This is a genomic window from Leucobacter japonicus, from assembly GCF_001273855.1.
Taxonomy (GTDB): Bacteria; Actinomycetota; Actinomycetes; order Actinomycetales; family Microbacteriaceae; genus Leucobacter; species Leucobacter japonicus.
This window is the reverse complement of the sequence record NZ_JHBX01000141.1, coordinates 16,805-40,841: the sequence shown is the minus strand read 5'-3', so window position 1 is coordinate 40,841 and position 24,037 is coordinate 16,805. Positions and strand designations below refer to the sequence as shown.

General features: G+C 68.2%; 22 protein-coding genes. 7 read left to right on the top strand and 15 right to left on the bottom strand.

Annotated features, from left to right (window positions below; translation table 11 throughout):
* Positions 1-9: 9 nt before the first annotated feature.
* The gene (locus AMS67_RS13180; RefSeq protein ID WP_053387787.1) at positions 10-1,110 is read right to left on the bottom strand and encodes an ABC transporter ATP-binding protein; all 1,101 of its coding nucleotides are present in this window, start codon (positions 1,108-1,110) and stop codon (positions 10-12) included.
* A gap of 2 nt (positions 1,111-1,112) precedes the next feature.
* Positions 1,113-2,180 (bottom strand): extracellular solute-binding protein, encoded by a 1,068-nt coding sequence (locus AMS67_RS13175; protein ID WP_053387786.1) that lies wholly within the window; start codon positions 2,178-2,180, stop codon positions 1,113-1,115.
* A gap of 363 nt (positions 2,181-2,543) precedes the next feature.
* Here AMS67_RS13175 and AMS67_RS13170 point away from each other — a divergent pair, with 363 nt between their 5' ends.
* From AMS67_RS13170 to AMS67_RS13160, 3 genes are read left to right on the top strand one after another with little or no spacing between them, the layout of a single operon-like run.
* The gene (locus tag AMS67_RS13170) at positions 2,544-3,185 is read left to right on the top strand and encodes an RraA family protein (protein WP_053387950.1); all 642 of its coding nucleotides are present in this window, start codon (positions 2,544-2,546) and stop codon (positions 3,183-3,185) included.
* Complete coding sequence (locus tag AMS67_RS13165) at positions 3,185-3,988, top strand: carbon-nitrogen hydrolase family protein (protein ID WP_053387785.1); 804 nt, start codon at positions 3,185-3,187, stop codon at positions 3,986-3,988. Before AMS67_RS13170 ends, AMS67_RS13165 begins: the two co-directional genes overlap by 1 nt.
* Positions 3,989-4,002: 14 nt before the next feature.
* Positions 4,003-4,728, top strand: coding sequence for a GntR family transcriptional regulator (locus AMS67_RS13160; protein ID WP_053387784.1), 726 nt, complete (start codon positions 4,003-4,005; stop codon positions 4,726-4,728).
* 164 nt (positions 4,729-4,892) lie between these two features.
* On the opposite strand, the gene AMS67_RS13155 is transcribed toward AMS67_RS13160, so the two are convergent.
* The 8 genes from AMS67_RS13155 to AMS67_RS13120 all read right to left on the bottom strand — a co-directional run bounded on the left by AMS67_RS13155 (position 4,893) and on the right by AMS67_RS13120 (position 13,941).
* Positions 4,893-5,552: a TrmH family RNA methyltransferase gene (locus AMS67_RS13155; protein WP_053353826.1), complete on the bottom strand. Its 660-nt coding sequence runs from the start codon at positions 5,550-5,552 to the stop codon at positions 4,893-4,895.
* Between the two features lie 161 nt (positions 5,553-5,713).
* A complete protein-coding gene (locus AMS67_RS13150) occupies positions 5,714-6,730 on the bottom strand; it encodes a sugar phosphate isomerase/epimerase family protein (RefSeq protein WP_053387783.1) in 1,017 nt (338 codons plus the stop codon).
* Positions 6,727-7,629 carry a sugar phosphate isomerase/epimerase family protein gene (locus tag AMS67_RS13145; protein WP_053387782.1) on the bottom strand — a complete coding sequence of 301 codons (903 nt, stop codon included), beginning with the start codon at positions 7,627-7,629 and terminating at the stop codon, positions 6,727-6,729. Before AMS67_RS13145 ends, AMS67_RS13150 begins: the two co-directional genes overlap by 4 nt.
* Before the next feature lie 211 nt (positions 7,630-7,840).
* On the bottom strand, positions 7,841-9,067 hold the full coding sequence (locus AMS67_RS13140) for a substrate-binding domain-containing protein (protein ID WP_053387781.1): 1,227 nt from the start codon (positions 9,065-9,067) through the stop codon (positions 7,841-7,843).
* Positions 9,064-10,287, bottom strand: coding sequence for an ABC transporter permease (locus AMS67_RS13135; protein WP_053387780.1), 1,224 nt, complete (start codon positions 10,285-10,287; stop codon positions 9,064-9,066). Before AMS67_RS13135 ends, AMS67_RS13140 begins: the two co-directional genes overlap by 4 nt.
* Complete coding sequence (locus tag AMS67_RS13130) at positions 10,284-11,327, bottom strand: ABC transporter permease (protein WP_053387779.1); 1,044 nt, start codon at positions 11,325-11,327, stop codon at positions 10,284-10,286. Before AMS67_RS13130 ends, AMS67_RS13135 begins: the two co-directional genes overlap by 4 nt.
* Positions 11,324-12,844 (bottom strand): sugar ABC transporter ATP-binding protein, encoded by a 1,521-nt coding sequence (locus AMS67_RS13125; protein ID WP_053387778.1) that lies wholly within the window; start codon positions 12,842-12,844, stop codon positions 11,324-11,326. The genes AMS67_RS13130 and AMS67_RS13125 overlap by 4 nt, the downstream gene beginning before the upstream one ends.
* Positions 12,841-13,941 carry a Gfo/Idh/MocA family protein gene (locus AMS67_RS13120; protein ID WP_169782367.1) on the bottom strand — a complete coding sequence of 367 codons (1,101 nt, stop codon included), beginning with the start codon at positions 13,939-13,941 and terminating at the stop codon, positions 12,841-12,843. Before AMS67_RS13120 ends, AMS67_RS13125 begins: the two co-directional genes overlap by 4 nt.
* 98 nt (positions 13,942-14,039) lie before the next feature.
* On the opposite strand from AMS67_RS13120, the gene AMS67_RS13115 reads away from it, so the two are divergent.
* Positions 14,040-15,224 (top strand): ROK family transcriptional regulator, encoded by a 1,185-nt coding sequence (locus tag AMS67_RS13115; protein ID WP_053387948.1) that lies wholly within the window; start codon positions 14,040-14,042, stop codon positions 15,222-15,224.
* 39 nt (positions 15,225-15,263) lie between these two features.
* Here AMS67_RS13115 and AMS67_RS13110 read toward each other — a convergent pair whose 3' ends face one another.
* From AMS67_RS13110 to AMS67_RS18030, 3 genes are all read right to left on the bottom strand, one after another.
* Complete coding sequence (locus AMS67_RS13110) at positions 15,264-16,196, bottom strand: aldo/keto reductase (protein WP_053387777.1); 933 nt, start codon at positions 16,194-16,196, stop codon at positions 15,264-15,266.
* Positions 16,197-16,320: 124 nt separating this feature from the next.
* Entirely contained in the window at positions 16,321-17,298 is a 978-nt protein-coding gene (locus AMS67_RS13105) for an aldo/keto reductase (protein ID WP_053387776.1), read from the bottom strand.
* Between the two features lie 228 nt (positions 17,299-17,526).
* Entirely contained in the window at positions 17,527-18,210 is a 684-nt protein-coding gene (locus AMS67_RS18030) for an excalibur calcium-binding domain-containing protein (RefSeq protein WP_241488084.1), read from the bottom strand.
* A 230-nt stretch (positions 18,211-18,440) separates the two neighbouring features.
* Here AMS67_RS18030 and AMS67_RS13095 point away from each other — a divergent pair, with 230 nt between their 5' ends.
* Positions 18,441-19,250 (top strand): endonuclease/exonuclease/phosphatase family protein, encoded by an 810-nt coding sequence (locus AMS67_RS13095; protein WP_053387774.1) that lies wholly within the window; start codon positions 18,441-18,443, stop codon positions 19,248-19,250.
* A gap of 29 nt (positions 19,251-19,279) precedes the next feature.
* Here the strand turns inward: AMS67_RS13095 and AMS67_RS13090 are convergent, their stop codons facing one another.
* Positions 19,280-21,451 carry an ATP-dependent Clp protease ATP-binding subunit gene (locus tag AMS67_RS13090; RefSeq protein WP_075201384.1) on the bottom strand — a complete coding sequence of 724 codons (2,172 nt, stop codon included), beginning with the start codon at positions 21,449-21,451 and terminating at the stop codon, positions 19,280-19,282.
* Positions 21,452-21,645: 194 nt separating this feature from the next.
* Here AMS67_RS13090 and ddaH point away from each other — a divergent pair, with 194 nt between their 5' ends.
* A complete protein-coding gene (gene ddaH, locus AMS67_RS13085; RefSeq protein ID WP_053387773.1) occupies positions 21,646-22,416 on the top strand; it encodes a dimethylargininase in 771 nt (256 codons plus the stop codon).
* 72 nt (positions 22,417-22,488) lie between these two features.
* Here the strand turns inward: ddaH and AMS67_RS13080 are convergent, their stop codons facing one another.
* Positions 22,489-23,457, bottom strand: coding sequence for an arsenic resistance protein (locus AMS67_RS13080; RefSeq protein WP_156316670.1), 969 nt, complete (start codon positions 23,455-23,457; stop codon positions 22,489-22,491).
* A gap of 93 nt (positions 23,458-23,550) precedes the next feature.
* Here AMS67_RS13080 and AMS67_RS13075 point away from each other — a divergent pair, with 93 nt between their 5' ends.
* A complete protein-coding gene (locus AMS67_RS13075) occupies positions 23,551-23,991 on the top strand; it encodes a DoxX family protein (RefSeq protein ID WP_053387772.1) in 441 nt (146 codons plus the stop codon).
* Positions 23,992-24,037: the final 46 nt, after the last annotated feature.

Here is a 24,037-nt window from a genome sequence, read left to right as displayed (position 1 = left end):
GCGTCCCCCTCACCCTTCCGGCACAAGGTGCGCGTCGCTCGGTTCGAACGACACGTACGCCTCGTCCCCGATCCGCAGTTCGTCGTGGGCCGTGCTCAGCTTGTCGGCGCGCATGACCTGGCCGCTGTCGAGGTGCAGGTCATAACTGCGCACGTTGCCGGTGTAGCTCGACGCCACGACGCGGGCCCGCGCGGTCGGCAGCGATCCCGCTTGCGCGTTACTTGCCGCGACCGACACCCGGTGCGGCCGCACCACGAGCGAGGCCGCTCCGTCGATGCCCGGCGCACCGGCCACCGCGAAGCTCCCGAACAGTTCCGACTGCACCTGGTACGCGCCACCCGAGCTGCCAGACACCGACCCCACCTCGAGAAAGTTCGCCTTGCCGACGAAGTTCGCCACGAACTTCGTCGCGGGGCTCTCGTAGATGGCTGTCGGCCGGTCGTACTGCTCGATGACGCCGTTGTTGAGGATCGCGATGCGATCCGCCATGTCGAGCGCCTCGTCTTGATCGTGCGTGACGAACAGGGTCGTCGTGCCCGACTCCTGCTGGATGCCGCGAATCTCGCGCCGCATCGCCTCGCGCAGCTTCGCGTCGAGGTTCGAGAGCGGCTCGTCGAGCAGCAGCAGCGTCGGGTGGATCACGAGGGCGCGTGCGAGCGCGACGCGCTGCTGCTGACCCCCCGAGAGCTCAGCCGGCTTGCGCGCTTTCAAGTGACCGAGTTGCACCTTTTCGAGCGCCTCCTCGGTGCGCGGGCCGATCTGCGCGCGCGGCACCTTGTGCATCTGCAGGCCGAACGCAACGTTCTCCTGCACCGTGAGGTGCGGGAAGAGCGCGTACGACTGGAACACCATGCCCATGCCACGCTTGTGCACCGGGGTCGACACGACATCCTTGCCGTTCACGAAGATCTGCCCCGACGTCGGTTCGAGCAGACCGGCGACCATGCGCAGCGTCGTCGTCTTGCCGCACCCCGAGGGGCCCAGCAGGGCGACGAGGTCGCCCTGCTGCACATCGAGGTTCACGTCGTTGACCGCGGGCGCGGTCGTCTTCGGATAGGTCTTCTGCAGGTTGCGGATCGACAGGTACTCGGGATCGAGCTGCTCCGTCATGCTCAGCCTCCGATCACGCTGCGTCGCCACTGCTCGGTCCAGGCGTCGCGCTGGTCAGCGAGCCAGATCCAGTCGATGTCGACGATGTTCGGGTCGGCGGAATCGGCGACGCGATCCTTCACGGCTTCGGGGATCTCAGCATCGGACACCACCGGCGCGTAGAACAGCGCTTCGGCGAACGACTCCTGCGCCTCCTTCGACAGCGCGTAGTCCATGAACTGCTGCGCGGCTTCGGTCTTCTCGGTGCCCTCGACGAGGTTGATGGTGTTGATCTGGAAGCCGATGCCATCATCGGGCTGCACGACGCCCATCGCGCCGTCTGAGTCGTCGGCGAAGTACTGGGCGCGGGCGTTCCAGCCGACGCCGTACTGCGATGTGCCGGAGATCACGGGCTGGTAGACGTCGGGCACCGGCTCCCACGTGTTCACGAGCGGGGCGAGCTCGGCGAGCTTCTTGATCGCGGGCTCGATCGTGTCTTTGTAGTCGACGCCGAGGTTGTTCGCCGTCAATGCGGTGAGCGTGTGGCCCTGGATGTCCGGCGGAGCCGGGATCGACACCGAGTTCTCGGGGGCATCCCACAGGTCGGCGATGCCCTTCGGCGGGGTCTTCACCGCCTCGGTGTTGTAGAGCACGACGAGGTTGTCGAATGTGACTGCGGGTCCGAAGCCGTCGGCGTTCTGCCCGAGCTCGACGACGTTCGCCAGGTTCGGCACGTCGGCCTCGCTCACCTTGGCGAACAGCCCCTCCTGGTTCCCGGTGTGCGCCACCGAGGCGTCCATGATCGCGAGGTCGACCGTGGGGCTCGACGCTTCGCTGCGCAGCTTGCCGAGCATCTCTGCGCTGTTCTGCGCGGGCACGAAGTTCACGACGACGTCGTCTTGCGACGCGTTGAACTTGTCGACGACCGCGGCGGTGTACTGGTCATCGAAGAGTGCGGCATAACCGAGCACGTTCACCTCGACGGCGTCGGGGTTCGACGAGCCCGAGCCGCCGGAGGCGCCACTGCACGCGGTGAGCGCGAGGGCGGAAATCATCACGGCGGACACGCCGATCTTGGTTTTCACTGACATGGTGCTTCTCCTTTGAAGTTCACTCACACCCATGTCAACGAGCCTGGTCGAGAGCGACGATACGGGGCGGTTCGGGATCGCGCAAGAGTCGATTTCAGAAATGTTATTTCGGGCAGATCACGCCCTCGAAAGCCATTTACACCCACCTGATCTGCACTTTTGTCACTTGTTGGCGAATGCGGGGTTCCTTTTCCGAAGTTTCGTTGTTACGGTGCATGGCACGTGTATACAACACGTACACAATCCGTGCGATGAGCCTGGTCCGCCCTGCACGATCCACTCGAAGATCCACACATTGAGGTGTGCGACTCCTCGCGGAAGCCGCCACCGGAAAGGCACGACGCCGTGTTCGAATTCCTCCCCATGCCCACCCAGATCTCCGAGGAGCGCCGCAAATCGCTCCTCACGGTGCAAACGTCAACACTCGGTCACCTGCGCGATTTCGGGTTCGTGCGCGGTCTCACCCCGAACCGACGCCCGATCCAATTCGCCGGCACCGCGGTCACCGTGCGCCTCCCCCACATGGACTCCACCGCACTGCACGTCGCGGCCGATCATCTGCGCCCCGGCGACGTCCTCGTCGTCGAGCAGTCGGGTGACGACCGCTCCAGCTTCGGCGGCATGGTCGCGTTCACCTCGAAGACGCGCGGCGCCGAGGGCGTCATTCTCTCGGGCGCGATGAACGACTTCGACGAGGTGCTCGAGCTCGGGCTCCCCGTCTACTCGCGCGGCGTCTCGGCACGCACCACCCGCATCCTCGGCATCGAGGGCGCGATCAACGTGCCGATCACCGTCGGCGGCGTCGTCATCACGCCCGGCGACGCGATCTTCGCCGACTCCGACGGCATCGCCATGCTCACCGAAGCCGAGATCGACGACGTCGTTGCCGATCTGCGCGGCAAGGAGGGCGCTGAGCCCGCCAAGAAAGATGAGATCGTCGCCGGCAAGAAGCTCTCCGAGTGGAGCGGCGCCGCGAAGTACTTCGAGACGAGCGGGGCAGCCTGATGAGCGAGTTCCGCCTCACCGTCGCCCAGTTCGCAGCGACCCCCGACATCGAGCGCAACCGCGCACTCGCCGTCTCGCTCATCGAGCAGGCCGGACCGACCTCCGACCTCGTCGTGATCCCCGAGAACGCCATGTACTCGGACTCGGCGAAAGAGTTTCCCGGTCAGACGCACTCCGAAGCGCTCGACGGCCCCTTCTTGACCGCGCTGCAGGGAGCGGCCGAGCGATCCGGCACCCATGTCGTCGCCGGATTCACCGAAACCAACGAAGGGGCGCACCCCTACAACACCCTCGTGCACATCGACGCGTCGGGTGCGCTTGCGGGCTACTACCGCAAGATCCACCTGTACGACGCGTTCGGATACCGCGAATCAGACTCGGTGACCGCGGCCGCGGCCGCCGAACCGCTCACCTTCGAGGTCAACGGCATCACCGTCGGCGCAGCCACCTGCTACGACCTCCGATTCCCCGAGATCGCGCGCTGGCTCGTCGACCACGGCGCCGACGTCATCGTGTACCCAGCCGCCTGGGCCGTGGGGCCTCTGAAGGAATTCCACTGGGAATCCCTGCTGCGGGCGCGCGCAATCGAGAACACGACGTACATCGCCGCCGCAGGGCAGACCGGGCCCCACTGCACCGGGCAGAGCCAGGTCATCGATCCGCTCGGGATCACCCGGGCCTCGGTGGGCGAAGAGGCCGATGCGTTCGCCACCGCGGTCGTCAGCTCCGAGCGCATCGCGCAGGTCCGCACCACCAATCCGTGCTTGGACAATCGACGCTTCGACGTCAGCCCCCGGGCCTGAGCTACGATCAACCCATGCAGCAGATCCCGGATGTTTCTCACGCCCGGTTCGGTGGCTGGTCGGCGAAGACGCCGCTGCCGCCGGGCGTGCGTCCGGCCGGGGTCAAAGCCGCAGACTACGCCTACGGGTACCTGAAGAACCTCATCATCACCCTGGTGCTGGCTCCGCAATCGGTCATCACCGAGAACGAGGTCGCCGTGGCGACGGGCGTCTCCCGGACTCCGGTCCGGGAGGCGTTCTCCCGTCTCCAATCCGAGCAGCTCCTCACCCTGATTCCCCACCGCGGCGCGGTCGTGCCCGAGATCACACTGCGCGCGATCCAGGAGCAGGCCCAGACCCGCGTCGTGCTCGAGGGGTACGGCGTGCAGTGGGTCTGCGAGCACCGCGTGCCGATCGTGGATCGCCTCAACCGCTTGATCGACGAGCAGCAGGCGATCTACGACGACGACCCCGAGCGCGTCGTCGACATGGTCGTCACCGACAAAGAGTTCCACTGGACGCTCGTGCAAGCCACCGGCAACACCGAGTTCGCCCAGCTCTACAACTCCATCCACGACCGGCAGGTGCGCATCGGCATCGCCATGTTCTCGGCCGTGCCGTCGCGCCGCTGCACCGCGATCGAGCAGCACCGCGAGATCGCGCACGCCGTCGAACAGTTCGACCTCACGACCGCGCGCTCACTGCTCGAGTCGCACCTCGTCGGCAGCCTCGGCGAGATCTCGCAGATCTTCAGGAACTAGGGCTGGGCTGGGCTGGGCTGGGCGCGGCCTGGCGCTGGGCCTCCTGATTCCCCTCGAGCGCACCGTTTTCGTGCGAGAGCACCGGTCAATGATGCGCACTCTCGCGCAAAAGTGGTGCGTTCGCGAGCTTTAGGCGGGCGCGGGGCGCGGCGGGGCGCGCTCAGCTAGCGGGGGCGCAGGGGCGAGTGCTGCTGCACCCAGCTGTACATCGCCACCGCGGCGGCGGCGGACGCGTTGATCGAGCGGGTCGAACCGTACTGCGAAATCTCGACCACGGCCTCGGAAGCGGCGATCGCCTCGGCGGTGAGCCCCGGGCCCTCCTGACCGAACAGCATGACGCAGCGTTCGGGCCAGTCGAACGTCTCCATCGGCACGCAGCCGGGCACGTTGTCGATCGCGATGATCGGCACGCCTTCGGCGCGGGCCCACTCGACGAGCGCCGAGACGTCTTCTCGGTGTTCGACGTGCTGGTAGCGGTCGGTCACCATCGCGCCGCGCTTGTTCCAACGGCGGCGCCCGACGATGTGCACGGTGTCGGCGGCGAACGCGTTCGCGCTGCGCACGATCGACCCGATGTTCATGTCGTGCTGCCAGTTCTCGATGGCGACGTGAAACGGGTGCCGGTGCTCGTCGAGATCGGCGACGATCGCTTCCATGCGCCAGTACCGGTAGCGGTCGACGACGTTGCGGGTATCGCCGTGCTCGAGCAGCTCGGTGTCGTAGAACTCCTCGGTCGGCCACGCCTCCCGGCCGCCGGGCCAGGGCCCGACCCCGGAGGTCGAGCGCTCGGCGGTCGGGGTCGTCTCGGGCGCTGCGTCACTCACCCGACGATTCTCCCACGCGGCGGCCGGTGATCCGCCCCTCAGCCTCGTCGCGAACCGCCGCAACTGGGAACGGGGTCGCTTTGGGAGGGTGCGATGCCGACAACACCCTCACAAAGTGACCCCGATCGCAAGAAGACGCGGCACCGCGCCGCAGCGCAGCGCTACTGGTTCGAGAACGCTGCGTCGAACGACGCCGTGGGGCGCTGCCAGAGCAGCGAGCGGATGCGGGTCACGGCCTCGGCGGCGCCGTGCAGGCGATCCATGCCGGCGTCTTCCCACTCGATCGAGATGGGGCCGTCGTAGCCGATGCTGCCGAGCGCGCGGAAGGCGTCTTCCCAGTGCGTGTCGCCGTGCCCGGTCGACACGAAGTCCCAACCGCGGCGCGGGTCTCCCCAGGGCAGATGCGATCCGAGGATGCCGGATCGCCCGGTCGGCGGGCGCAGGCGCGTGTCTTTGCAGTCGACGTGGCAGATGCGGTCGGCGAAGTCGACGATGAATCCGATCGGGTCGATGCCCTGCCAGACGAGGTGGCTCGGGTCCCAGTTCAGCCCGAACGCCGGGTGGTGGTCGATCGCTTCGAGCGCGCGCACCGTCGTCCAGTAGTCGTAGGCGATCTCAGACGGGTGCACTTCGTGGGCGTAGCGCACGCCTTCGCCTGCGAAGACGTCGAGGATGGGCTTCCAGCGCCGAGCGAAATCGGCGTATCCCTCGTCGATCACCGAGGCCGGCACTGGCGGAAACATCGCGACGTACGGCCAGATCTTCGACCCGGTGAAGCCCGTCACGACGTCGGCGCCGAGCTTGCGGGCGACACGTGCGGCGCGCTGCATGTCTGCGGCGGCGCGCTGGCGCACGCCCTCGGGGTCACCGTCACCCCAGACGTAGGGGCGCACGATGGCCTGGTGCCGAAAGTCGATCGGGTCGTCGCAGACCGCCTGGCCGGCGAGGTGGTTCGAGATCGCCCAGACCTTGAGGCCGTAGCGGTCGAGCACGTCGAGTCGCGACTGCAGATACGCGTCGTCTTCGTCGGCGCGCTGCAGGTCGAGGTGGTCGCCCGACGCCGCAATCTCGAGGCCGTCGTAGCCCCACTCGGCGGCGAGGCGGGCCACCTCCTCGAACGGCAGGTCGGCCCACTGTCCGGTGAACAGGGTGACGGGGTGCGATGCTTCGTGCGTCATGATCGGCCGCTCCTTCGCAGCTGGTGGTCGGTCAGAAAATCGTAGGTGATGCGGGCGATTTCGTCTTGCGATTCAGCGAGCGGCCGCCAGATCGAGGCCGCCGTCGCGATGGTGTCGTTGTTTCCCGTGAAACTTTCGAGGGTCAGCGGGCCGGCATAGCCGATGTCGTCGAGGGCATCGAAGAACGCATCCCAGTCGGTGTGGTCGGGGCCGGCGGGCCCTCGGTCGGAACCGCAGACCTGCACGACGGCGACGTGCTCCCCCGCGGCCCGGATCGCCGCCGCGGGCGACCGCTCCTCGATGTTCAGGTGGTACGCGTCGAGCGCGAGGCCGACCCCCGACCCCGCACCGAGCAGCGGCCCGAGCGCGTCGAGCGCCTGCTCCACCGTGTTGATGAGGCTCGTCTCGTATCGGTTCAGCGGCTCGATGGCGAGCGTGACGCCGCGCTCGGCGGCGTAGACGGCAACGGGCAGGATCGCCTCGCGCAGCGACGCAATCGCCGTCGCACGCTCGGCGGCGTCCATGCGCCACACTCGCCCGGTGCGCGCGGTGAATGGCCCGGCGACGGTGGGAGACCCCACTGCGACGGCGACGTCGACGCAGTGGCGCAGATATGCCTGGGTCGATGCGCGCAGCGCGTCGTCGATCAGGTCGCGACCATCGCCCATGGCCCCGACGACGCGGACCCCCAGGCCGAGCGCGCCGAGTCGTTCTGCGGCGAGCGCGGGATCCCAGTCGCCAGGAGATTCGACGGGCAGCTCGAGCAGCGAGTACCCGATGCCGCGCGCCCGCTCGGCGATGGCAACCAATGAGTCATCGTTCAGCGGCGAGGTCCACACCCAGCTATTCACCCCGAGCTCGCGCACGACGCTCCCCCGCACACGCACACCTTCGCTCATACGCTCACTCATCCGCTCACCCCTTCGTAACGTGAATCACACATCTACGCTGCCTTACGAGCGCCCACAGGGCTGACCCGTAACAGCGGAGCCTGTTCGCGGGTGCGAATGCCCCGCACAGACGCATCAAGGTTGGCGCGGCGAAGACGCGCCGGGTTCCCTTGCCTAAGTCTGTGCGGGGCATTCGCACCCGCGAACAGGCGCAAACTGCTTACGGAATCACCCGCTCCTGCCAAACTTTCGGGTACCCGGGCAGGTCTTCTCCACCGAACTTGGCGTAGTGCCCGTCGGGCATCCCGTCGTTGAGCTTCAGGTATTCGTCGAGTTCGTCGGCGGTGATGGGCTTCTGCGGCAGCACCCATTCGGTGGGCACTTCCTTGCCGTCGAAGATTTGCTCCATGGCGAGCAGTGGTGTGCGCCACTGGAAGTTGGAGTAGACGGGGGCGAGGCCGGTGAGTCCGGTATCTTTCCACTTGCGCAGGAAGCTGAGCTCGTCTTCGCCGGTCATGACCGGGTAATCCTTGCCGGCGTCTTCGAAAGCTTCGATGGCGGCGACGGCGCCGTCACCGGCGTCCATCCAGATGCCCTGTACGTCGCCCTTGGCGAGTTCGTCCGAGATGATCTTTTTGATTTCGGCGGGGTCGGCTCCGGTGAAGTAGTCGACGGCTTCGATGCCGGCTTCGTCGAACAGTTTCTCGGCTCCGGCCCAGCGCTGTTCGAGTACGTCGACGCCGGGGAGGATGCGGAGGGCGACGACCTTGTCTCCCTTATCGAGGTTGTCGATGAGGAACTCGGCGGTGTCGATGCCCCAGGCGAAGCCGCCGATGGGGTGGATGAAGGTGACGGCGCAGTCGGTTTCGACGCCGCGGTCGAAGACGACGACGGGCTTGCCGGTGTCGCAGGCGCGTTCGACGGCGGGCGTCATTGCCGCGGTGGAGTTGGGCGAGATGATGAAGCCGTCGCAGTTGCCTTCGGCGATGAAGTAGTCGATGTCGGCGATCTGGGTGTCGTCGCTGTCTTTGGCGTCGCGCGTCTCCATCGACGAGATGGCGCCCGATTCTTGGAGCACTTTGAGCTGTTCGTTCATCGTGATCCAGCCGGTTTGGCGCCAGGGGTTCGAGATCGAGGCGTTGGCGAAGCAGACTTTCTTGGCTCCGTCGGAGGCCCAGTCGGCGGTGTCACGCATTTCGGCGTTGATCATTTGGAGGTAGGGCTGGTCTGCTGGCCCTTCGGGGGTGACGGAGCGCTCCGCGTCTTGCTTGTCGAAGAGTGCCTGGTCGAACCACTGGCCCGAGTCGCCTGAGTCGGTCGACTCGCTGGTCTCGGTGGTGGCGTCGTCTGCCGGGTTTTCCACCGTTGGGTCGGTGGTGCACCCCGCGAGCAGGATCAGCGATGCCGCGCCGACGAGGCTCGCCGTGATGCTCAGCGATCGTTTCATGATCGGTTCTCCTTTGTTTGGTCGCCCCGCGCGGCAGCGTCGCCGGTGGGATCGGGTGACGGGGTGCTCCCCGCCGGGTCTGTGGGTGCCGTGCCGGTCGGGGCGGCGTCGGCGGGGTTGCTGAGTGGTGCGGGATCCGCACCGGCCCCGGCCGCAGCCGCCCCGACGGCGGCGAGCGCCCCGGTCGGCTTCTTGCGGCGTGCGCGGAACGCGGCGCCCGAGTAGGCGACGGCCGCGATGATGATGGCGCCTTGAATCGCGTCGCGCAGGGTCGAGGGTACCGAGGTGAAGTTGAGCAGGGTGAAGAGCGTCTCGAGTGCGAAGGCTCCGGCGAGTGCGCCCCAGACGGAGCCGCGGCCACCCCCGAGCACGACGCCGCCGAGCACGACCGCGGTGATCGCGATGAACTCGTATCCCTTGCCGACGGAGGGGTGCACGCCGGCGTAGCCGACGAGCAGCACCCCGGCGATGGTGGCCGAGAGCGATGAGATGACGAAGGCGGCGGTCTTGGTGCGCCACACCGAGGCTCCGGCGAAGACGCCGGCCGCGGGGTTGTCGCCGATGGCGACGAGGGTGCGCCCGAAGGGGCGGCGCGAGAGCCAGGCGGCGATCCCGACCACGCCGGCGAGCACGAGTACAGCCCACGGCAGCAGCCCGATGATCGGCAGCCCGTCGATGCCGCCGCGTCCGATCTGGCGGAACGAGTCGGCGGGGTTACCGGTTGCGGCTCCGCCCGTCCACCACATGACGCCGCCGTAGAGCACGAGCATCATGCCGAGCGTGACGATGAACGACGGCACTTTCAAGAAGGTCGTGACGAGCCCGTTGACGATGCCGACAACTGTGCCGAGCACCAGCAGCAGCACGAGCACCGGCAGCGCCTTCGCCTCGTCTTGCCCGATGAGCGTGCCGGCGAGCACGACCTGGGTGGTGACGAGCGAGCCCTGCGACAGGTCGAACTCGCCGCTCACGATCACGAAGTACTGGCCGATGGCGACGATGGCGATGGGGGCGACGCGCTGTATGTAGCGCACGAGCTGCCCGGGCTCCGCGAACGACGGGTTGAGGATCGCCACGGCGATCAGCAGCACGACGAGCAGCAGGTAGACCGCGCCGCGCGGGCTGATGGCCGTGCGCACGAAGCGGGCGAGGCCCGAGTCCGACGCGGCCGCGCTGGTCGCTGCGGGCGTCTCGACGGGACGCGTGAGGTTCGAGGTCATCGCGCACCTCCTTCGCGGGTGACGTCGGCGGGCAGCGGGGCCGCCTCCCCCGATCGGGTGAAGCGCTCGCGGCGGGCGACGAGACGCCTGCGGGAGTAGACGGCGACGGCGATCACGATGACCGCTCCGCGCACCACGTCCTTGAGGAATGGGTTCACCTGCAGCACGCTCATGAGGTTGTCGAGCACCGCGAAGATCGCGACGCCGCCGATGGTGCCCCAGATGGAGCCGCGGCCACCGGCCAGCAGGGTGCCGCCGAGCACGACCGCGGCGATCGAAAGCAGATCGTACCCGCCCTGCGTGCCGACGGTCGGGCTGCCGACGCCGAGGCGGCTGGCGAGCAGCAGGCCGGCGATGCCCGCGAACACCGAGCAGAGCACGTGCGCCCAGATGAGGGGTCGGCGGGTGCGCACGCCCGAGAGGCGCGCGACCTCGGCGTTGCCGCCGACAGCGAAGAGGTGATGCCCGAAGTTGGTACGGGCGAGCAAGAAAGCGACGACTCCCGCGAGCAGCAGCATCACCACGGTCGACACGGGTACGGGCCCGATGCCGGTGGCCCCGAAGAGCTGGAATGCCCACGGCGTCGACCCTGCGGTGCCCTGGTAGTTCGTGTCGAGATAGCCCTTGAGCATGAGTCCGACACCGAGCGTTGTGACGAAGCCGTGCACCTTCAGCACGGTGACGATCACCCCGTTGGCGAGCCCGATGACGGCGGCGACGGCGAGCGCGAGCAGCACGCCCGGCAGCACCATGCCGGCTTGGCCGTTCATCGTCTGCGCAGCGATGAGGCTGGTCAGGCTCACGACGTATGGCACGGACAGGTCGAGCGATCCGCCGAGAATCACGAGAGTCTGGCCGATCGCGACGAAGCCGAGCACGCTCATGCCGGTGAGAATGTCGCGGATGCTGCCGGCGCTGAACAGGTTGCGGCCGACCGTCGCGACGAGGATCGCGCTCAGCGCGAGCACCACGATCAGCGCGATGAACACGATCGCGGTGGTGTCGAGGCGCTTCAGGCGCGCGGGCAGTGCGAGGCTCATGCGGCTCCCCGTTCATCGGCGGCGCCCGTCGCGAGCGCGAGGACGGTTTCTTCGGTCGACCCGGCGGGCAGTTCGCCCGCGATGCGGCCGTCTCGCATGACGAGCACGCGATCGGCCATGCCGATGACCTCGGGCAGCTCACTGGAGACGAGCAGGATCGCCACGCCGCGCTTCGCCAGCTCGCGGATGAGCTGGTACACGGCGACCTTTGCGCCGACGTCGATGCCGCGGGTGGGTTCGTCGAGCAGTACGACACGGGGCTCGGTGGCGAGCCACTTCGCGAGCACCACCTTCTGCTGGTTGCCGCCCGACAGCGCCTGCACCTCTTGGTTCGGGCCGCGGCTCACGAGTTCGAGCGCGTCGAACACCCCGGGAATCGATGCGCGCTCGGCGCGCGTGCGGCGCGGGAAAACGCTGCGGATCGCGAGCAGGGCGTTGTCGAGAATCGACTGGTTCAGTGCGAGGCCGGTGCGCTTGCGGTCTTCGGTGACGAGCGCGACGCCGAGCCGCACGGCCTGCCGCGGGCTGCGAATGGTGCGCGTCGCTCCGGCGAGTTGCAGGGTGCCGCGGGTGAAGGGCTCGGCGCCGAAGATCGCTTCGACGAGCTCGGTGCGCCCGGAGCCCTGCAGCCCCGACAGCCCGACGACTTCACCGGCGCGCAGGTCGAGATCGATGCCGTCGAGCTGCGTGTTGCCGCCGCCCCGCACGCGCACCATTGTCTCGCCGACGACGGTGCCCGGCTCGGGGTCGGGGAAGAACGCGCTGATGGGCCGACCGACCATGCGCCTGACGAGCGTGGGCTGATCCAGCGCCGCCGCCGCGTCGCTCGAGACGAGCGAGCCGTCTTTCATCACCGTGATGGTGTCGCAGAGATCGAAGATCTCTTTCAGGCGGTGCGAGACATAGAGAATCGCGACGCCGCGATCGCGCAGGCGGCGAATGACGCGGTACAGGATCGCCACCTCGTGGTCGGCGAGCGCCGCCGTCGGCTCATCCATGGAAATGACCCGGGCGTCGATCGAGAGGGCCTTCACGATCTCGACGATCTGCTGCTCGGCGACGGTCAGGCTGCCGACCTGCGAATCGGGGTCGATGCCCGAGATGCCGAGGTCGTCGAGCAGGCTGGTCGTCGCGCGGCGCATGGCCTGCGTGTCGATGAAGCCGCGTCTGCGCGGCTCGCGGCCGAGGAAGACGTTCTGGGCGACGGTGCGATCGGAGAGCAGGTTGAACTCCTGAAACACCGTCGCGACGCCCGCCGCTGCCGCCTCGACGGGGTGACCGAAGTCGACGCTCGCGCCGTCGAGCTGCACCTCGCCGCCATCGCGGCGGTACACCCCGGCGACGATCTTCATCAGCGTCGACTTGCCCGCGCCGTTCTCGCCGACGAGCCCGTGCACGGTGCCCGGCACGAGGTCGAGCGAGATGCCGTGCAGCACCTCGACGCCGAAGAACTGCTTGCGAATGTCGCGAACGGAGAGCACGGGTGCGGTCACGGTCGCAGTGGGTGCGTCACTCATTCTGCGCTCACCTCCACCCAGGCTCCGGATCGCGCGGACTCGAGCACGGCATCCGTGATGATGGCGGCCCGCAGGCCGTCGCGGAAGGTGGGCAGCCCCTCAGGAGCCTCGCCCGCGATCGCCGCGTAGGCGTCGGCCATGAACCCGTTGAAGGCGTCTTGGTAGCCCTGGGCGTGACCGGCGGGAACGTTCGACAGCCGTGCCGCGTCTGCGGAGAGCGTCTCGGGGTCGCGCCGCAGCAGCAGGGAGCCGGCTCGTCGGCCGACCCAGAGCGTCTCGGGATCCTCCTGCGCGAACCGCACGCTCTCGTCGGCGCCGGCGATCTCGAGCACGAGAGCATTCTTGCGACCGGGTGCGACCTGCGAGATGAGCAGCGACCCGATGCCGCCGCCGGCGAGCTCGATCGTCAGGGCAACCGCATCTTCGGTGTCGACCGGCTGGCCACCCCGCTCCGCGTGCACAGTGCGCGTCGTCGCGACGAGACGGGTGATGCGGTCACCGCTCACGAACTCAAGGAGGTCGACGAGATGCGATCCGATATCTGCGAATGCCCGCGACGGCCCGCCGGCATCTGCCGCGACCCGCCAGTTGTCGTCGCCGGCGCCCAGCAGCCAATCTTGCAGGTACCGCCCCGAGATCGTGAGCACGGCACCGGCCTCGCCGCTGCCAATGCGTGCGCGCGCTTCGCGCACCATCGGGTGGTAGCGGTAGACGAACGGCACGGCGGCGACGCGCTGCTGCTGCTCGGCGAGAGCGACCAATTCGCGGGCCTCGTCAGCCGAGGTGGCGAGCGGCTTCTCGCAGATGACGTGGGAGCCGGCGAGCAGCGCCGCACGTGCATACGCGGTGTGACTCGTATTCGGCGTGCACACGTGCACGACGTCGAGTGCGTCTGCGAGCAGATGCTCGGGGGTCGACGCCCGTGCGTAGCCGAGTTCAGCGGCGGCGGTCTCGGCTCGCTCGAGTCGTGAGCTGGCGAGCACGTCGAGGCGTGCGCCGGCAAGGCGGGCTGCGGTGGTGTGGGTGCGAGCCATGAAACCGGCGCCGAGCATTCCGACGCTCGGTGACCAGCGAGACTCCATCGTCTGCGGGGACATGTGACTATTGTGTTTCCACATTCCCCACTTTTGTCAACTATTCTGCATAAGTAACCAAACCGTTACCGAAGTTCGTGTTGTGCTTTACTGAAAGCGTGATCGTGCCATCTCCCTCATCCGGACCCGGAATCTCCACCGCCGGCGGGCTCCTGCAGCTCTTCCGCGATGGCAAGCCGCGTACGCGGGCGAAGCTCGCGCAGATCACCGGCCTCTCGCGCCCCACCGTGACACAGCGCATCGATCAACTCATCGACCTCGGGCTCATCGCCCCCGTCGCCGACGCCGCCTCGACCGGCGGCCGCCCCTCGGCGCAGATCGCTTTCAACCCGCGCGCACGCGTCGTGCTCGCCGCCGACCTCGGCGCCCTGCACGCGCGCGTCGCCGTCACCGACCTCGACGGCGAACTCCTCGCCGAAGCTTCCGAACCCCGCGAGATCGCCTCAGGGCCCGAAGACGCGATCACCTGGATCCTCGACGCCGCCGACAAGCTGCTGCCAGAGCTCGGCTACGACGTCTCGCACGTTGCCGGAGTCGGCATCGGCGTGCCCGGCCCCGTCGAATTCTCAACCGGGCGCCCCATCAACCCGCCCATCATGCCGGGGTGGGATCGCTTCGACATCCCCGCCGCCATCCGCACACGCATCGACGCACCCGTACTCGTCGACAACGACGTCAACATCATGGCGCTCGGCGAGCTCGCCACGTCATGGCCCGGCGTCACCGACCTCATCTTCGTGAAAGTCGCGAGCGGCATCGGCGCGGGCATCATCTCCGGCGGATCACTGCGCCGCGGCGCGAACGGCGCCGCGGGCGACATCGGGCACATCGCCCTCGCTCGGGCAACCGACACCCCCTGCCCCTGCGGCAATCGCGGCTGCCTCGAGGCCGTGGCTTCGGGGCGCGCACTCGCAGCAGCGCTCAGCACCGTCGAGGCTCCGCTGCACCGACCGAGCGAGGTCGTCGCACTCGCGAAAGCGGGCGACGTCGGGGCAATCCAACGCATTCGCCAGGCCGGGCGCGACGTCGGCGAAGTGCTCACCGCCTGCGTCAGCATCATGAACCCGTCAGCGATCGTCATCGGCGGCACCATGGCGCAGGCCGCCGAGCACCTCGTCGCCGGCGTGCGCGAAGTCGTCTACGCGAGGTCGATCCCACTCTCGACCGAGCAGCTCACCATCGCGCCGTCGCGCGCCGCCGGCAACGCCGCGATCTACGGCGCGGCGCAGCTCGCGATCGACGCGGCGCTCGCCCCCGAACGCATCACGGCCGCCCTCGGCGGGTAGTGGGGCGGCGCAGCAGCACAGCCGCAGCCGCTGCGCCGCTTACGGCACCGTGTAGCCGGCGGCGCGGAAGAGTTCGTACCACTCGGCGCGGGTCAGCGTGATGTCTGAGCCCTGCGCGGCGGCAGCGACGCGGTCGGGCGAGGTCGTGCCGAGCACCACCTGCATGCGCGCGGGGTGCCGCGTGATCCACGCCACCGCGATCGCTTCGGCGGGCACCCCATACTGCGCCGCGAGGCGGTCGATGACCGCGTTGAGTTCGGGGTAGCGATCCGACCCGAGGAACGGACCGTCGAAGAAGTTCGCCTGGAACGGCGACCACGCCTGCACCGTGATGTCGTTGAGGCGGCAGTAGTCGAGCACGCCGTCGTCGCGGGTCACCGACTGCGGCAGTCCCTGCATGTTCGCGGCGACACCCTGCGCGATCATCGGCGAGTGCGTGATCGAGAGTTGCAACTGGTTCGCGACGAGCGGCTGGGTTACGTACTTGCGCAGCAGGTCGATCTGACGGGGCGTGTGGTTCGAGACGCCGAAGGCGCGCACCTTGCCCGCGGCCGAGAGCTCGTCGAAGGCGCGAGCGACCTCTTCGGGTTCGACCAGCGCATCGGGGCGGTGCAGCAGCAGAATGTCGAGGTAGTCGGTGCCGAGCGCTTCGAGCGAACCGTGCACGGTCTCCATGATGTGCTCGTACGAGAAGTCGAAGTACGGGCCGTCGGTGATGATGCCGGCCTTCGACTGAATCACCCACTGCTCGCGCTCGGCCGACGTAAGCCGCAGCGCCTCGGCGAAGCGACGCTCGCACCCGTGCACCGACGAGCCGTAGATGTCGGCGTGATCCAGAAAGTTGATGCCCGCATCACGAGTCGCGCTCACCAGCGTGCGCACCTCATCGTCAGTTTTCTCCTGGATCCGCATCAGCCCCAGCACGACATCGGAGACGGTCAGGTCGGTTCCCGGCAGTGTGAAAGTCCGCATGCGGCTCACCCTACCGAACGCACGAACGCCCCGAAACCCGTTGCGTGCGCGGGGTCGGGGCGTTCGGGTGAGAGTGTGCGGGATCAGCGGGCTGCGCCCGCCCCACCCATGTCGAGCTGCGCGATCAGGCGGAGGCCGCCGTGAGCGCCGCCAGCTCGGCCGCGTTCAGCTCGAGCGAGAGCGAGGCGAGCAGCGCGGGCAGCTGCTCGAGGTTGCGCGCACTCGCGATCGGGGCGGCGACGGTGGCCTGCTGACGCAGCCACGCGAGCGACACCGCGGCGACCGGCACGCCGTGCGCCTCGGCGGCGGCGTCGAGTGTGGCGAGCACCTCGCGCCCGCGATCGTCGAGGTAGCCGGCGGCCTCACCCGCGCGCGGGCTCGCACCGGCCGCGGTCGCGTCAGCGGCATCGCGGTACTTGCCCGCGAGGAAGCCCTTCGCGAGCGAGAAGTACGGGAAGACGGAGAGCTGCTCGTCTTCGGCGACGGCGCGGAGGCCGTTCGTCTCGAACTCGCGCTCGACCAGGTTGTAGTGCGGCTGCAGTGCCACCGGCAGGTGGTAGCCGCCCGCCCGTGCGATCCGGAACCACTCGGCGATGCGCTCAGCCGTATAGTTCGAAACACCGATGGCGCGAATCTTGCCGGCGTCGACGAGCTCCGAGAACGCGGCGACCGTCTCTTCGAGCGGGGTCTCGGCGTCGTCGAAGTGCGCGTAGTAGAGGTCGATGCGGTCGGTCTGCAGGCGCTGCAGCGACGCATCGGCGGCCGCGCGCACGTTCGCCGCGGCGAGGCCCGAGAACTGCGGGTGCGTCGACACCTTCGTGGCGAGGGTGATCGCATCACGGCTGCCGCGGCCAGCGAACCACTCGCCGATGATGGTCTCCGACTCGCCGCCCGAATTGCCCGGCGCCCAGTGCGAGTAGCCGTCCGCGGTATCGACGAAGTCGCCGCCGCCCGCGACGAACGCATCGAGCACGTCGAACGAGGTGGCCTGGTCGGCCGTCCAGCCGAACACGTTGGCGCCGAGCGCCAGCGGTGCGATCTCGAGGTCGGAGGATCCGATGCGGGTCCGTGCAGCAGTTGCGTTCGGTGCAGCCTGAGTCATGAGGTCTCCTTCGCGTGTCGGGTCACCGTGCGGTGCGTCCACTCGACGCTAACAGCGGAGGCTGCGCCCGCATTCCGATGTGACGCCGCGCGGCAGAGTTGCGGCGTGCGCCCTCCCGTCACGGCGGAGAAATTCGCTCACGCGGACCATCCCAGGGGAAGTCCACCGCCCGACAGAATTTCTCCTGCGCAACGGATGGTTCGAACCGCCACCGAACGGACGACCGCGCTACTCGCAGGCAATGCCGTCGCCATCGCGGTCGAGCTTGCGCGAATAGCCGGGGGAATCCACGTACAGCGGCGCTGCGCCTGCCGCTCGCACCGCATCACAGTTCTCGTAGTACGCCGACGTCGACTGAGGCACGCCGGTCGATGCTCCTGAGTCGACGAACTGCGCCGGCGCCGAGGCGCTCTGAAGTTCGGCGACCTGTGCGGCGAGCGCCTGGTTCGACGCGTTCAGGTCGCCGACCTCGGTCACGTGCGTGTCCACCTGCGCCTGGAGCGACAGCACCTGCTGCTTCTGCGTCTCGAGATCGGTACGCGCCTGCTCAGCAGCCTGCTCCGCGGTCGTCGCGGCTTCTTCCGCGGCGTCAAGCGCATCATCTGCGACACGTATTTCTTGGTTGGCCTGCTCGAGCTCCGAGGTGAGCGACTGCTCCGAGGCCACGAGCTGCGTGTGCTGGGCGTCGGATCCGCCCGCGCCGACCCCGGTTCCAAGCCCAAACGCGAGCAGTGAGCTGATGACCGGAACCCCGACCGAGACCCACTTGCTGCGCTTCGCGCGTGCGGGCGCGGGTGCTGCGGCTTGTGGTGATCCGGAACCGGGAATCCACTGCGTCATTGCGTTCACTGCCTCTGCTTCGCGCGTCGCCACTCTGACGAACACCTCAGCGTACGCATGCGCTTCAGTCACTTTTGCATGATCGACCAGTTTTTCGCCCGCGTTTTCATCCTTGGGCCACCCGAGGGCATAGGCTGCGCCTGCTGTCACGCCGGAGAAATTCGCTCCTGCGGACCAACTTCGGGGGAATCCACCGCACGACGGAATTTCTCCATTGCGGCGGTAGGCACCCCGGCCCGCCCCAAGGTCACACGACCCCGAGCCCGAACCCGGGGCTCGCACCACCCCGCTACCCTGGGGTGATGACCCAGGCCACGCACGACGCGCTGCGGGTGATGACGTTCAACGTGCGGCGCAGATTCGGTGCGCTGCTGCAGGCGCGGGCCGATCGCTGGCTGCTCCGCAAGCATCGCCTGCGCGAGCTGCTGCAGCAGCATCGCCCGCACGTGCTGGGCGCGCAGGAGGTGCTCGGAGGTCAGGGCCGGTGGGTGCGCGACTCCCTGGGCGCCGACTTTCGCAGCATCGGCACCGGCCGCAGTGCGCGCGGCACCGGCGAGGCGTGCCCGATTCTGTACGACGCCCGACGGCTTGAGCTGATCGGCTGGCGACAGGTCGCGCTCTCGGCGACGCCCGACGTGCCGGGGTCGCGCAGCTGGGGCAACGTGATTCCGCGCATCGCGGTCGTCGCCGACTTCGAGGATCGCCGCACCGGCGCACGCTTCCGGCACCTCAACACGCACTTCGACCTGCTCAGCAGTCACGCTCGGCTGCACTCGGCCGAGCAGCTGCGCGCGCTCGCGACCGTTGACAACCCGCTGGGCTCGGCGATCCTCACCGGCGATTTCAACACGGGGCCGTCGTCGCAGCCCGCCCGCATTCTCGGCGAGCACGATGCGATGCGCGATGCGTGGCCGGCGGCGAGCGCACGGCTCACGCCCGAGTACCGTACGTTCGCCGGCTACGCGGCTCCGACGCCCGGGCGCCGCATCGACTGGATCTTCACGACACCCGATATCGCGGTGGATCGCATCAGCATCATCAGCGACCGCGCACGGGGCGGGTGGGCGTCAGACCACCTCCCGGTCGTCGCGGAGCTGCGGGTGCCGAGGTAACCCCGGCACCCGCAGCCCGCTGACGCGGTCTACGCCCCGGCCATCACCGACAGGGCGAGCCCGTCACCGTCACCGGCGACGTCGACGCGCACCGCCGAGCCGTCGCGCACCTCGCCCGACAAGATCGCCCGAGCCAGCCGGTCATCGATCTCCTTCTGCATGAGGCGGCGCAGCGGCCGCGCACCGTAGATCGGGTCGTAGCCGCGGGATGCGAGCCAGCTCCGCGCGTCGGGGGTGACGGCCAGGGTGAGCCGGCGCGGCGACAGGCGCAGTTGCAACCGATCGATCGAGAGCTCGACGATCTGCGCGAGGTCGGCCTCGGAGAGCGGGTGGAAGATCACCATCTCGTCGAGGCGGTTGATGAACTCAGGCTTGAATGCGCGCCGCACGGTTTCGCGTACCGCGCCCTCTTTCTCGCTCCATTCGAGATCGGGGTCGATCAGGTACTGCGAGCCGAGGTTCGAGGTCAGGATCAGAATGACGTTGCGGAAGTCGACCGTGCGGCCCTGTCCGTCGGTCAGACGCCCATCGTCGAGCACCTGCAGCAGCACATCGAATACCTCGGGGTGCGCCTTCTCGACCTCGTCGAGCAGCACGACCGAGTACGGCCGGCGTCGCACCGTTTCGGTGAGCTGGCCGCCCTGCTCGTAGCCGACGTATCCCGGAGGGGCGCCGACGAGGCGGGAGACGGAGTGCTTCTCGCCGTACTCCGACATGTCGATGCGCACCATGGCGTGCTCGTCGTCGAAGAGGAACTCGGCGAGCGCCTTGGCGAGCTCGGTCTTGCCGACACCGGTCGGCCCGAGGAACAGGAAGGATCCGGTGGGCCGGTTGGGGTCGGCGATACCGGCGCGCGTGCGGCGCACGGCGTCGGCGACGGCGCGCACCGCGTCGCCCTGCCCGATGAGTCGCTTCGCGAGCTCGTGCTCGAGCGCGAGCAGCTTCTCGGTCTCGCCCTGCAGCAGCCGCCCGACGGGGATGCCCGTCCAGGCAGCGACCACACCGGCGATATCTTCATCGGTGACCTGGTCGTTGACCATGCGATCCTCGCCATCGACTGCGCCCGCAGCCTCGGCGACCTCCGCCTCGGTGAGCTGCTTCTGAATCACCGGGATCTCGCCGTACAGCAGCTTCGACGCCTTCTCGAGCTTGCCCTCGCGCTGCGCCATCTCGGCCTCCATGCGCAGCTGGTCGAGCTTCTCACGCAGGGCGCCAACACGGTTCAACGAGTCGCGCTCGCGCGCCCAGCGCGCTTCGAGCCCGTCGAGCTCCGTTTGCATGCCTGCGAGGTCTTCGCGCAGCTTCGCCAGGCGATCCTTCGAGGCGTCGTCTTTCTCCTTCTTCAGCGCGAGTTCTTCGAGCTTCAGCCGGTCGACCGCGCGGCGCAGCTCGTCGATCTCGACCGGAGCCGAGTCGATCTCCATGCGCAGACGGCTGGCGGCCTCGTCGATCAGGTCGATTGCCTTGTCGGGGAGCTGCCGGGCGGTGATGTAGCGATCCGACAGCGCCGCGGCGGCGATGAGCGCGGAATCGGCGATCGTCACCTTGTGGTGCGCCTCGTAGCGCTCTTTCAGGCCGCGCAGGATCGCCACCGTGTCGGCGACCGAGGGCTCGCCCACGTACACCTGCTGGAACCGGCGCTCGAGCGCTGCGTCTTTCTCGATGTATTCGCGGTACTCGTCAAGCGTTGTGGCGCCGATGAGCCGCAGCTCGCCGCGGGCCAGCATCGGCTTCAGCATCTGGGAGGCCGCGACCGATGATTCGCCACCGCCGGCACCCATGAGCGTGTGCAGCTCGTCGATGAAGGTGATGAACTTGCCGTCGGAATCCTTGATCTCTTGCAGCACCGCCTTCATGCGCTCCTCGAACTCGCCGCGGTACTTCGCGCCCGCGATGAGCGCGGAGATATCGAGCGAGATGAGCTCTTTGTCTTTCAGCGACTCGGCGACGTCGCCCGCGACGATGCGCTGGGCGAGCCCTTCGACGACGGCGGTCTTGCCGACGCCGGGTTCGCCGATGAGCACGGGGTTGTTCTTGGTGCGCCGAGTGAGTACCTGGCTGACGCGACGAATCTCGGAGTCGCGGCCGATCACGGGATCGAGTTTGCCCGAGCGCGCGACCTCGGTGAGGTTCACGCCGAACTGCTCGAGTGCCGACTGCTGATCGCCGTCGCCCTGGGCGGGCGTCCAATTGGCCTGCATGGGAGTCCTTTCTGATGCGGGGATGGGGTGCGGTTTGCCGACGCGCACCGTGATGAACACGTGCGATCAGGCCCTTTCCGCAAACTTGAGTGATGTTGACTCAAGTTTAACCCAGGGCGTCGTCAATCGCCAGTGCCGATACGCTGGATCCCGAACACCCCCAGCATTTCCGCAAGAAATCGAGGAACACCCGCATGTCCCAGATCGCACTCGTGCGCCAGCCCAGCCCCCTGCTCGACAACGGCATCGTCGACCACATCGAGAAGGTGACCGTCGACCTCGAGCGCGCTCGCGAGGAGTGGCGCGGGTACGTCGCCGCACTGCAGTCGCACGGCTGGGAGACGATCGAGGTCGAGCCGGCCGACGACTGCCCCGACTCCGTCTTCATCGAAGACACGGTCGTGATGTTCCGCAACGTCGCCGTCATCTCACGCCCCGGCGCTGACAGCCGCAAGCCCGAGACCGCCGGAACGCGCAAGGCCCTCGAAGAGCTCGGCCTGCCGATCGCCGAGATCCGTGCACCCGGCACCCTCGACGGCGGCGACGTGCTCAAGATCGGCGACACCGTCTACGTCGGCCGCGGCGGTCGCACCAACGCCGAAGGCGTCGCGCAGCTGCGCCGCCTCCTCGGCCCGCTCGGCGCGAAGGTCGTCGGCGTGCCCGTGACCAAGGTGCTGCATCTCAAGACCGCGGTCACCGCGCTGCCCGACGGCACCGTCATCGGGTACCCCGAGTTCGTCGACAACTCCGACATCTTCGACCGCTTCCTCCCGGTGCCCGAGCCGCACGGCACCGCGGTGGTCTGCCTGAGCGAGTCCGAACTCATCATCTCGGCCTCCGCCCCGAAGACCGCGGAGATGCTGCGCGATCTCGGCTACACCGTCACCGAGGTGCCCCTCGCCGAGTACGAGAAGCTCGAGGGCTGCCCCACCTGCCTGTCGGTGCGCGTGCGCAACGCGTACTGAGGCTTCGGTATCCCGCACCTGATCCCGCGCCTCGCGTTCCGGGCCTGTGACGCGACGTGTCGTGTCACTCGCTCAACGCACGAGTCGCGGGATCACCCGTATCCCCGCGACCATCACGACGAGCTCGACCAGAGTCTGTGTCACGACGACGAGCGGCGCCAGTTCAAGTGAGGCCGGGAGCGCAAGAGCGAGCGGCAGCACGACGAGCGAGTTGCGCGTGACGCCGCTGAAGACGAGGGCGCGACTGCCAGCGACATCGAGCCCGACTCGTCGTGCGAGCCACCACCCGATGAGTGCCATGATCACGGCGAACGCCCCACAGATCGGCACGACGGCGATCAGCGATCCGACCCGATGGCCGATCGCAGAGATCTGTGACGCCACTACGGCCGCGAGCACCAGCATCATGAGCGGCACCATCGATGCTGCGGCTCCTGCCATCACGGCGCCGCCGAAGTTCGCTGCACCAGCGCGGCGCCGCGCGAGCCACTGCACCCCTGCGGCCAGCGCGAGCGGCACGATAATGAGCCACACGAGCGCCTCGACGAAAGGTTCGGGGTCGACCGCCGCCAATAGCTCACCGCCACCGAAGAGCCAGAGGTAACCGGGCAGCAGGACCATCTGCACGATCATCAGGATCGGTGATGCGGCGAGCAGGCGATCGGCTGCCCCACCGGCGATGCCGGCGAACACGATCACGTAGTCGATGCACGGCGTGAGCAACACGAGCAGCAACCCGATAAGGATCGCCGCATCGTTCGCCACCGCACGCGAGAGCCCGAACGCAACGATCGGCGCGACGACGAAATTCAGCAGCAGCAGCGCGGCGAGGAAGCGCAGGTCACGCACAGCCGCGCCGATACGCGCGAACGGGACCCCGAGGAACGTCGCGAACAGCAGTAATCCGAGCGCGGGGGTGATCAGCAGCGCCGACGACTGCGCGATCATCGGGAACGCAAGGCCGACCGCCGCACCGACGATCAGTGCCGCAAGGAAGCAGGCGACCTGATGCCGCTCCCCCCACTCCATCACCACGCGCATGCCCTCCAGTCTGGCAGTGGGCAACCCCATCGCCGATGTCGGTGGTGCAGCGTACGCTGGCGGCATTCTCCCCGCAGATTGAACGGAGCCCGCATGAGCGCCCTCGTCACCACCGACCCGCCCCGATCTTCCGCACTGCAGCACGCTGCCCGCGTGCTGCTCGGGGCCGGCCTGCTCTTCGCGGGCATCGCGCACCTTACGTTTGCGCGCCGCGAATTCCAGTCGCAAGTGCCCGACTGGGTGCCCGCCGACAAAGACTTCGTGGTGATCGCCTCGGGCATCGTCGAGATCACGCTGGGCGGGGCCGCAATTGTGCTGGGACGCCTGCGCGTGCCGATCGGGTGGATCATCGCCGCATTCTTCGTCGCGGTGTTCCCCGGCAACATCTCTCAGTTCGTCACCCGCTCCGACGCGTTCGGGCTCGAGAGCGACGCGGCGCGTGGCATCCGGCTCGTCTTCCAGCCGCTGCTCGTGCTGTGGGCACTGTGGTCGTGCGGCGCGTTCCAGGCGCTGCGTCGCGCTGGGCGACGCTGAGGCGAGCGTCCGCTGCCTCGATCTCGAAACCGTGACGCGGCGATAC